The organism is Olavius algarvensis spirochete endosymbiont, assembly GCA_900608495.1.
Taxonomy (GTDB): Bacteria; Spirochaetota; Spirochaetia; order DSM-2461; family DSM-2461; genus UBA2779.
In genome coordinates, this window is record UWYT01000106.1 from 1 (window position 1) to 10,346 (window position 10,346).

Sequence of the window (10,346 nt, forward strand, 5' to 3'; positions counted from 1 at the left end):
CTTGGCCGGCAGAACGTCAGGCTATAAGGATGGCACCGGCACAGATGCACAGTTTAAGAACCCCGACGGCGTGGCTGTGGACTCATCCGGCACTGTCTATGTGGCAGATACACTCAACCACCGCATCCGGAAGATAGAGTACAAGGTGCCCTAGGCAGCGGCGCGATGGCTCTTCATCTTAAGTGTGGTATCCTTTAGAACTGCCCCTTGATGCGGAGGCAGGCTTATTGCGTCAGCTTTCGCCCGATGTTCCATACAAACATCCAAAAACAAGGAAAAGTTTTTTCACAGGAAGAAGGGCTCTGCCGATTCGAAACAGAAGAAGCTGGAATCTATAGCTTGCAGCTGCGATGCTGATAGCCAACTTCGCCAGGATTGCAAGTAACATCGATGAAAGAGCCAGCTGCAAGTAGAAGTCGTCTCACCTCATCCAGGATTGCCCTCCTTACTTCGCCTGATAAATCGCCGGCGATCCGGCGGCAACCAATCCCGGGCCGTGAGGTTCATCCAGTTCTCATCCACAGGATTAGGCAATCAAGATACTGGGAGTGCCGATAGAATCTTGCTCATGGAAAGTGACTTGCTTATGAGCAATTTAAGAAAGCATCAGACAAGGCTATTGGGCCTGCCTGGGGCCACTTGAGCGCAAAACACTCAATCATTTGTGGAAGCAGATAAGGGCCGCAACGCTGGATGCCGGGGAGTGAATCGGCTGCGACCAGCCGGCGTTTCGCAAAAAAGCGCTGCGGTTTTGCCGCAAAGTGCTGGCCCTTGTTCAACGACAGCACGCTGGACGTATTCATCAGCAAACTCTCCGAGTACGGTGTCAGCAAGGGCACCATTCGTTTCCAACCCGAGATTCCCCGCCCAGCCAGGTTCATAAGCTGATTGAAATGCGTCTCACCGAGAAGGCCCTCGATGCAGCAAAGCACAAGATACGGCGATGATGGAATCACAGGCAATTTTGGCAGACGCCTGGCCGTGAAATCTTATCGAACCGCGCGACGCCCCAATCGCGCCGGAGTCCGCCAAAACAGTTAGTGCTGCTGCGTGAAGCTCGAAAACAATGGCAGGGCAATATGAGGAGCGGCCATTGAATGTGGGTTCAATTCGCAACAACACAGCATTAGCCAGGGCAGCCCTAGTCTCCCAATCTTGACACAGCGGCAAAAAGATAAAACAATGATATGAGGGTTGTGGATTCTACGGTGAGCTATACCGATGCAACAAGATGAAACGATTATCATGAGGTTGCCTCTCAAAATCGCTGACATGGAGAAGCCCGAAAACAGTAATCGCGATAACAACGAAAAGGAGGTTTGACATGGACGTTTTTGGCCTTCGGGACAAAGTTATCGAGGATTATAAATCTTACGTTAGAAGTTTCCTCACCATAAAGGACGAAAGAATTCGCCGGCTTGTGGAACAGGAGATGGAAGGGGGGTTTTTGTGGCCGGACCCGCTTGTTCAGCTTAATCCATTCTTCGAGACTGGCGAAACTTTCGAAAAGCTAATCGATAGCGGTGAACTCCATCCCGAGTGTATTAACATCTTTCGAGATAAAAGTGAGGATGGGGCCATCGAGGATCCGCTTCGCCTCTACCACCATCAAGTGGATAGTATTCGCGCCGCAGGTGCGGGAGACAACTACGTTCTGACAACGGGCACTGGTTCCGGCAAGAGCCTTTCGTATATCGTTCCCATAGTCAACCACGTGCTGCGGGAAGGCAGTGGCAGGGGTATCCAGGCCATCATCGTATACCCGATGAATGCACTGGCTAACAGCCAGATGGGCGAGCTTGAGAAATTCCTGCGCCGGGGCTATCCAACGGGCCATGAGCCGGTTACCTTCAACCGCTACACCGGACAGGAGAAGGACAAAGAGCGCAAGGAAATCATTGCAAATCCCCCGGATATCTTGCTAACCAACTACATCATGTTGGAGTTGGTTCTTACCAGACCTAATGACTACCAACTTATCAGGTCTGCCAGGGGCCTTCGATTTCTGGTTCTCGATGAACTCCACACATACCGGGGGCGTCAAGGCGCGGACGTGGCCATGCTGGTGCGCCGTATTCGTGCGGCCTGCGAGGCAACAAAGCTTCTTCATATCGGTACATCGGCCACGCTTGCGGCCAGCGGTTCGTGGGCCGAGCAACAGGCGGCGATTGCCGATGCCTCCTCTCTCTTATTCGGCGCCGAGGTTAAGCCGGAAAGGGTTATCGGCGAGAGGTTGCGGCAGGCAACGCCCTCCTGCGACAAAACCAACCAGGCGTTCATCGACCGCCTTACGCAGCGAGTCCGCTCAGGCGTGGACCCCTCCACGGAGAACACGAAAGCTTTTTCGGACGATCCGCTTTTTTCATGGATCGAATCTACGCTTGGTTTTCAGAAAGAACCGGATGGTGACCGTTTGGTGCGCTGCACACCACGCTCTCTAAGCGGAGATAACGGCGCCGCCGCCGAACTCGCCAACCTGACCGGCGTCGAGAGAAACCTCTGCGAGATTGAACTCAGAAAGGCGCTGAGCCATTCCCTGTTTATTTTCCGTCTTCACCAGTTTGTTTCAAAAGGGGAATCGGTATATGCCTCGCCTGAACCGGAAGGGTTTCGACACATCACTCTCCAGGCGCAGCAGTTTGTTCCTGGCAGCGGACGTTCGAAGGTACTGCTGCCCGTGGCTTTCTGCCGCGAATGCGGCCAGGAATACTACCCGGTGCGCCGCAGGGAAAACCAGGATAAGCGGCCCGCCTATTTCGAGCGGTCTGTTTCCGATTATCTCGATAACGACGATGGTGAGGCCGGCTACCTGTATATCAGCGAGAAAGAGCCATGGCCCGAAGATTCAGAGGAGATTATCAAAAAACTCCCCGAAGACTGGCTCGACAACAAGAATGGCCAGGTTCGAAAGGGCCAGAAGAAAAATCTGCCGAGGAAAATTTTTATCAATGAAACAGCAGTTGAGAATGAAGGCAACCAGATTGCATGGTGGTTCCCAACACCGTTTCGATTCTGTCTCCATTGCAGCGTCGCCTACAATCCGCGCCAGAAGTCGGACTTCGGAAAATTGGCGACACTGGGTTCCGAGGGCCGCAGCACCTCGACAACGGTGATGACCCTGTCAACTATCCGCAGGCTTCGCAGCGGAAACCTTGCCCGGGAAGCGAAAAAACTCCTGAGCTTTACGGACAATCGCCAGGACGCATCGCTGCAAGCCGGACATTTTAACGATTTCATCGAGATAGCTCTGCTTCGTTCGGCGTTGTGGCGCGCGGTGGACAAGGCCGGCAAAGAAGGCATCCGACACGATAGGATTACCCTGCGCGTGTTCGAGGCCGCCAATCTGCCCGTCGAACTCTATGCTGCAGATCCCGGTGTCAAATACAAAGCCAGGGAAGAAACCGATTTCGCGTTGAGGGAGATTCTGGGATACTACGTCTATCGCGACTTGAAGCGCGGCTGGCGAATCACCTCACCCAATCTGGAGCAGTGCGGCCTCCTCGACATCGACTACCTGTCACTGAAAGAATTCTGCTCCAATAAGAACGAATGGAAACACACACATCCGATTCTAGCTGATGCGAAAACGGAAGATCGAAAGGAGATTTGCCAGGCATTGCTGGATTTCATGCGGCGTGAGCTAGCCATCCGTGTGAACTACCTCAATTCAAAGCATCACGATACCATCAAACAGAAATCCAGCCAACGCCTGACTGCTCCCTGGGCGCTTGATGACAACGAGCAGCTTGAAGTCGGCAGGATAGTTCTTCCCCGACCCCGCGGGGCGGATAAAGCGGACAACTTCGTCTATCTCTCACCTCGGGGCGGCTTCGGCCGCTACCTCAAACGCCAAAAAGCTTTTCGGAACGAGTCTTTGAAGCTTGAAGACTTCACGAAGATAATTCTCCAGCTCTGCGAACAGCTCACCATCCCGGGTTTGATTCATCAAGTAATTAAACCTGAGAAGGAAGGCGACGTAGGAGGATACCAGTTAAACGCCGCTTCGCTTATCTGGCGCCCCGGCGAAGGTTCCCATGGTTTTCACGATCCCGTGCGTGTGCCTCGCAAACCGAAAGACGGGCTTAGAACCAACCCCTTTTTCACCGATTTCTATCGCGGCGAGATTGACGACATAAGGAACATCGAAGCACATGAGCACACGGCCCAGGTGCCCAGTGATATTCGAAAAGAGCGTGAGGAGAAATTCCGAAGCGCCGATTTGCCTGTTCTCTACTGTTCTCCGACAATGGAACTCGGCGTCGACATCTCAGAGCTCAATGTCGTCAACATGCGCAACATCCCGCCCACCCCGGCGAACTACGCGCAGCGCAGCGGGCGCGCAGGTAGAAGTGGACAGCCCGCATTCGTGTTTTCTTATTGTTCAGCCGGCAGTTCCCACGACCAGTACTTTTTCAAGCGCCCTGAGAACATGGTTGCCGGTTCGGTGACGACACCGCAACTCGATCTCGCCAATGAAGATTTAATTCGCGCTCATGTCCATGCAATCTGGCTGGGCGCCTCCGAACTCCCTCTTGGAAAATCTCTAGGGGATGTTCTCGATGTAAAGGGCAACCCGCCTTCATTGAAGATACTGCGCAAGATAAAGGAGGCACTGGACAACCTCACCTTCCGAAGAAAAACCCATTGCATGGCGCTCGAAGCTCTAGGTGAAACCATCGGGAAACTGCTGGAGCCGGGCGATAAGCCCGAGAACTGGCTCAACCGCGAACTCGCTCAAATCTACAATAGTTTCGAGCATGCCTGTCGCCGTTGGCGCGGGCTCTATAAGTCTGCGCTGGACCAGTCCAAACGTCAGAGTCAAATCATCCTCGATTCCTCACAAACTTCCAAGGACAGGGAGACTGCGAAACGTCTGCGGGCCGAGGCCGAGGCGCAACTCAATCTCCTGCTTGAGAAATCCGAATCATCTCATTCCGACTTTTACAGTTATCGATATTTCGCAAGTGAAGGCTTCCTTCCCGGGTACAATTTCCCAAGGCTCCCCTTGTCAGCCTTTCTCCCCGGTCGTCGACAACAGCGGGGAGTGGATGAGTTCCTGACACGGCCCCGATTTCTTGCAATCAGCGAGTTCGGTCCCCGCAGCTTCATCTACCACGAAGGATCCCGCTACTTGATAAACAAAGTGATTTTACCTGTCGAAGACGAGAGTCACAGCTTCAAGAGGCGGGCCGTCCAGTGCGAAGCCTGCGGCTACATCCATCCGCTCGAAGACGAACCCGGCCCCGATCTCTGTGTGCACTGCAAATCGAAGCGCCTAAAGGCCTACGATAAACTCTTTCGAATGCAGAACGTAGCCACAAGACGCCGCAGCCGCATCAACTCCGACGAAGAGGAGCGCTTTCGCCTGGGCTACGAGCTGAAAACCGGCTTCCGCCTCGCGGTTCGGGAAAGCGCGTCGGCCCCCAGCGCCAAGCTTATCTCCAAAGACGACGACTTGCTCGCAACACTGGTTTACGGGCACGCCGCCACGCTCTGGAGGATGAATCTTGGCTGGCGTCGTCGCAAAGACAAGGGTGAAACGGGTTATCTGCTCGACACCAAACGGGGCTACTGGGCTAAAAGCCAGGTTGCTGATGAAGATCCGGAAGACCCGTTATCCCCCTGTTCGGAACGTGTTGTACCCTATGTCGAAGATACTCGAAATTGCATTATAATCCAACCGGAAGAGAAGCTTAATGGCATTCAGATGGCATCGCTGGAGGCAGCGCTCAAAACCGCCATCCAGGTGCATTTCCAGCTCGAGGATAGAGAGCTCGCCACCGAGGCTCTTCCCAGCTCGGATGATCGCAGGTACATCCTTCTCTATGAGGCGTCCGAAGGCGGGGCCGGAGTGCTGCGACGGCTGGCAGAAGATGCTGACGCCTTGCCGGCCATAGCGCGTCGCGCCATGGAAATCTGCCATTTCGATCCTGAGACAGCTGAAGATCGGCGGCGCGCCAAAGACGCGCGAGAGGACTGTGAGGCGGCTTGCTACGATTGTCTATTATCCTACTACAACCAGCGGGATCACCGTCTGCTGGATCGGCATTATCTGCCCGACATTCTAAAGCAATGGATGAGAGCTTCAGTGCAGGCATCACCGGTGATAGCCCGTGAAGACCAATTCAAACGACTGCTCAATCTGTGCCAGTCTAATTTGGAACGAAACTGGGTGGAAAAGGTGAAGGAAATGAAATTGAGGCTCCCAGAAGAGGGCCAGTCAATAGTGGAAGATTGCGGAGTGCGTCCTGATTTCCTTTATCGCGATAAAGGCACCGCAATATTCATTGACGGCCCGCACCACGACACAGCCGAAGTGAAGGCTAAGGACGAGAAACAGCAGGAATTGCTGGAGAATAGCGGGTTCATCGTTATTCGCTTCCATCACGCGGCAGACTGGGAGCCGATTCTGAGCCGCTATCCGGACTTATTCGGCAAGCCGGCAGTATCCGCGGGTTCAGATGCTCCTCCCGCTTATGAGCTGGATTTCCTTAATACCACTAACAATCGCAATACCGCTAACAATCGCAATACCACTAACAATCGCAATACCACTAACAATCGCAATACCACTAACAATCGCAAGCCGGCAGTATCCGCGGGTTCAGATGCTCCTCCCGCTTATGAGTTCGATCCGGAGGACTTCGACCCGTCATGGCACACTGTAATGAAGCAATTGGCCGAAACCGAAGGCATCCTCCTGGAACCGGGAGATGAAGTTATGGACAAAGAAAGGGTTGTCGATCTCGACCTCGCGACCATCAGAAAGGGCAAGCGCCTGATTCGTCTGGTGGATGACGCTAAATCCACGACAGTCGCCATGGTAAACGCTCTGGCGGAACAGGGCCATCGAGTGCTCCGAGTTCGCGCTGACGAGAAAAATGTGATGGCGCGCATTCTTGCGGAATTGGAGGAAATATAACCACCATGGACAAAAAACCCATGATCGCAACACAGTTTTTTGACTCATTTAACCAGCTAAACCAAAATGAGCGTAACAGTGCCACAAAGTTTATCAATCTGTTCCGGGAAAAACCCAAGCACCCGAGTATTCAACTGAAGCGCCTGAAGCTCGCTCATTCCAAAAACCTCTGGTCTGGACGAGTAAACCAGGATTTGCGGGTTATCCTTCTAAAAGACGGCAGCAGGTGGTTTATCCTTTATGTTGCACATCACGACCAGGCTTATAACTGGGCCGAGCACAGGGTGATCGGTCGCCATTCGGTTACCGGTGCTTTCCAAATCGTGGAAATCATCGAAGTTAAGCAACCCGGGAAAATTCTGCCGGAAGACAGGCATCTTTTCGATGATTACAAGGACGATTATCTGCTCTCGTTAGGAATTCCGGAAGTTTGGCTGCCCTGGCTCCGCCAACTGCGAAATGATGATGATTTCCTGTCAAAGGGCGATAAGCTTCCCGGGCACCTGGCAGAACGACTCCTGGCACTCGCAAGCGACGAACTGGTAACGCCGCCAATGCCCGTTGGTACAGACAAGCCGGCCATCGAGGCTGCTGATACTCAGCTTGTCCTCTCTTCGTTTGAAGATGAAGAGATTTTCGAAGCTGCGCTCGGAGCGCCTATGGATCGCTGGATAGCCTTCCTGCATCCCTCTCAGCGCGTTCTGGTAAAACATGAATTCAAGGGGCCTTCGAAGGTTTCCGGATCGGCAGGCACCGGAAAAACCGTAGTGGCCTTGCATAGAGCCCGACATCTTGCCAAAGAGGACAACAGGGTGCTGCTCACCAGCTACGGCAAAACACTCTGCGAAAACATCGAAGGCAACCTGGCAAAGCTCTGCCATTCACAAAACGTGCTGGAGAGAATCACGGTTTCCACCGTACACAGCCAGGCTTTGGGAATTGTGCGGCAGGCGGAGCCCGACGCAAACCCCGCTAAAAAAGAAGACATCGAAAAACTGCTTGATAATCTAAGCGCCCCTCATGCGCCTGGCTATGAGGAGAGCTTCATTCATGCGGAATGGAACAATGTCGTGCAAACGCAGGGCATCGCCTCGTGGGGCGAGTATAGAGAGGCCAGACGAACCGGCAGGGGCAAGGGACTTTCCGTAAAGGAGAGGAAGGTGCTCTGGAAGGTGTTCGGAGGCGCACTCGAATCGCTTGCGGATAAAAATATATACGACTGGCCCGGACTTTGCAGACGAGCCGAAGAGCTGTTAAAAGAAGGAAGAGCAAGCAGCTCATTTACCGCGGTGATTGTCGACGAGATACAGGATTTGAAACCACCGGAGCTGAGATTTCTCAAAACCCTTTGCCGGGCGCATCCAGGCAATCTGATGCTCTGCGGCGATGCGGGCCAGCGAATCTATTCCGGAAGCTTCAATCTGAGTAAGCTCGGAATCGAGGTGCGCGGTCGTTCGACGGTGCTGCGCATCAACTACCGCACAACCGCCAGGATTCGCCGAGCAGCCGACCAGATGCTCAGTGAAACCTGCGATGACATGGACGGGGGCTCCGAGTCCCGCACCGGCACTCGGAGCCTGCGGCTGGGAACTAAGCCGCGGTTTGATGGCTGCGACTCGCATAACGATGAAATCGAGGCCGGCGTAATCACAATTCGCCAATGGTTGGATAAGGGGCTGGCCCCGGAAGCCATAGGCGCCTTTGCGAGAACGAAAAAGCACATTGAAGAATTTGGCAAGGCGCTCTTATCAGAGAATATTCCCTCTCATCAACTCCGCGATAGGGAACCAATTAAAAAAAGCGCTGTTCAATTCGGCACGATGCACCGCGCCAAGGGGCTGGAGTTCAAGGCGGTGTTGTTACTCGGCTGCGGCGATAAGATGCTGCCCTACCCTGATGCGCTCCGCGTGGACGATCCGCAGGATGTGGAAACAGCCGAGGCAAGGGAACGTCAACTGCTTTATGTCGCCATGACACGGGCGCGAGACGAATTGACGGTGAGCTGGAATGGCAGCCCAAGCCGCTTTCTAACCGAGTTGCCGAAGGCCTAATGATGAAGAATGGGTTTTGACATTGGCTCTCTCGTAAAGATTAGAGGCCGGGAGTGGGTGGTTTTGCCCGAGAGCAACGACGATCCAGACATGCTTATCCTGCGCCCCCTTGGCGGAACAGAGGACGAGGTTACCGGAATATATCTTCCTCTGGAGCGTCCCGATCCAGCCGTGTTCGAACTTCCCAATCCAGCCGGGGATATGGGCAACCAGCTTTCGTGCAGCCTGCTGAGGGATGCCGTTCGCCTGGGGTTTCGCTCAGGCGCCGGTCCATTCCGCTCCCTCGCCGGAATTGCGGTTGAGCCGCGTCCCTACCAGCTCGTACCACTGCTTATGGCCCTCAAGCTGGATCCTGTTCGCATTCTTATCGCCGACGACGTCGGGATTGGAAAAACCGTCGAAGCCTGTCTGGCGGCCCGCGAGCTAATCGACCGGGGGGAAGTTCGAGGACTTGCTGTTCTGTGTCCGCCGCACCTCGCCGAACAGTGGCAAAGGGCCCTCTCCGAGCAGTTTCACATCGACGCGGAACTCGTTCTTTCGGGGACGGCCGCACGCCTGGAGCGTTCATCCAACCAGTCTCTGTTTGAACGATATCCCTACACCGTCGTCTCCACCGACTATATCAAGAGCGAACGCCGCCGTTACGAGTTTCTCCGCACCTCCCCGGATTTGATTATCGTCGACGAAGCGCACACCTGCACGGCCGCCGGCAAGGGCAGCACCTCTCAGAGGCGTCACGAGCTGCTCAAGGGGCTTGTCAATCCCCAATCAAAGGAAGGCCGCTCCCGCAATATGATTCTGGTTACCGCCACTCCGCACAGCGGCAAGGAGGAAAGCTTTCGTTCGCTGCTGTCGCTGCTGGATGAGAAACTGCTCGAACTTCCCGAAAACCTTTCCGGCGATAAAAACCGCCACAATCGCGAGAAACTGGCCAGATATTTTGTACAGCGTCGCAGAGTCGATCTCGAAAACTATCTCGATACTGTTACGCCCTTCCCCGATCGCGAAACCGCTGAAGAGCACTACTCGCTGCGGCCAGGCTACCGCCGCTTCCTCGACAAGGTGCTGGCCTACTGCCGGGAAAGCGTGCTTGACAAGTCCATCGAAGAGCGACGGCAAAGGGTTCGCTGGTGGTCGGCGCTGGCCCTGCTGCGCTCTCTATCCTCCAGTCCCGCCGCGGCCGCGGCCACTCTGCGCAATCGTTCATCCGGTGCGGAATGCGATACCGTGGAGCAAATCGACGAAGAAGGGCGCCGCGCCGTTCTGGATCGCGATAACGAGAACTGCGAAATTATCGACGTTGTACCCGGCGGCGACTCTGGAGAGGAGGATGGCGAACGTCGGCGGCTGCTTTCGCTTGCAGGCGAAGCGGA

The 10,346-nt window shown here is 54.5% G+C and carries 6 protein-coding genes; 5 read left to right on the forward strand and 1 reads right to left on the reverse strand.

Features of this window, described 5'->3' with window-relative positions; all coding sequences use genetic code 11:
• Window position 1 precedes the first annotated feature (1 nt).
• Entirely contained in the window at window positions 2–154 is a 153-nt protein-coding gene (locus S1OALGB6SA_RS10870; protein WP_371686031.1) for a hypothetical protein, read from the forward strand.
• Window positions 155–584: 430 nt separating this feature from the next.
• Here the strand turns inward: S1OALGB6SA_RS10870 and S1OALGB6SA_RS10530 are convergent, their stop codons facing one another.
• Window positions 585–803 carry a hypothetical protein gene (locus S1OALGB6SA_RS10530; protein ID WP_148084008.1) on the reverse strand — a complete coding sequence of 73 codons (219 nt, stop codon included), beginning with the start codon at window positions 801–803 and terminating at the stop codon, window positions 585–587.
• 115 nt (window positions 804–918) lie between these two features.
• Between S1OALGB6SA_RS10530 and S1OALGB6SA_RS10760 the strand changes: the two genes are divergently transcribed.
• The 4 genes from S1OALGB6SA_RS10760 to S1OALGB6SA_RS02575 all read left to right on the forward strand — a co-directional run.
• Window positions 919–1,041, forward strand: coding sequence for a hypothetical protein (locus S1OALGB6SA_RS10760; RefSeq protein WP_306766974.1), 123 nt, complete (start codon window positions 919–921; stop codon window positions 1,039–1,041).
• 283 nt (window positions 1,042–1,324) lie between these two features.
• Window positions 1,325–6,922 (forward strand): DEAD/DEAH box helicase, encoded by a 5,598-nt coding sequence (locus tag S1OALGB6SA_RS02565; RefSeq protein WP_124032451.1) that lies wholly within the window; start codon window positions 1,325–1,327, stop codon window positions 6,920–6,922.
• A gap of 5 nt (window positions 6,923–6,927) precedes the next feature.
• Window positions 6,928–8,973 carry a 3'-5' exonuclease gene (locus tag S1OALGB6SA_RS02570; protein WP_124032452.1) on the forward strand — a complete coding sequence of 682 codons (2,046 nt, stop codon included), beginning with the start codon at window positions 6,928–6,930 and terminating at the stop codon, window positions 8,971–8,973.
• A gap of 63 nt (window positions 8,974–9,036) precedes the next feature.
• Window positions 9,037–10,346: DEAD/DEAH box helicase (locus S1OALGB6SA_RS02575; protein ID WP_230204374.1), on the forward strand; the 1,310-nt coding region annotated here is incomplete at its 3' end.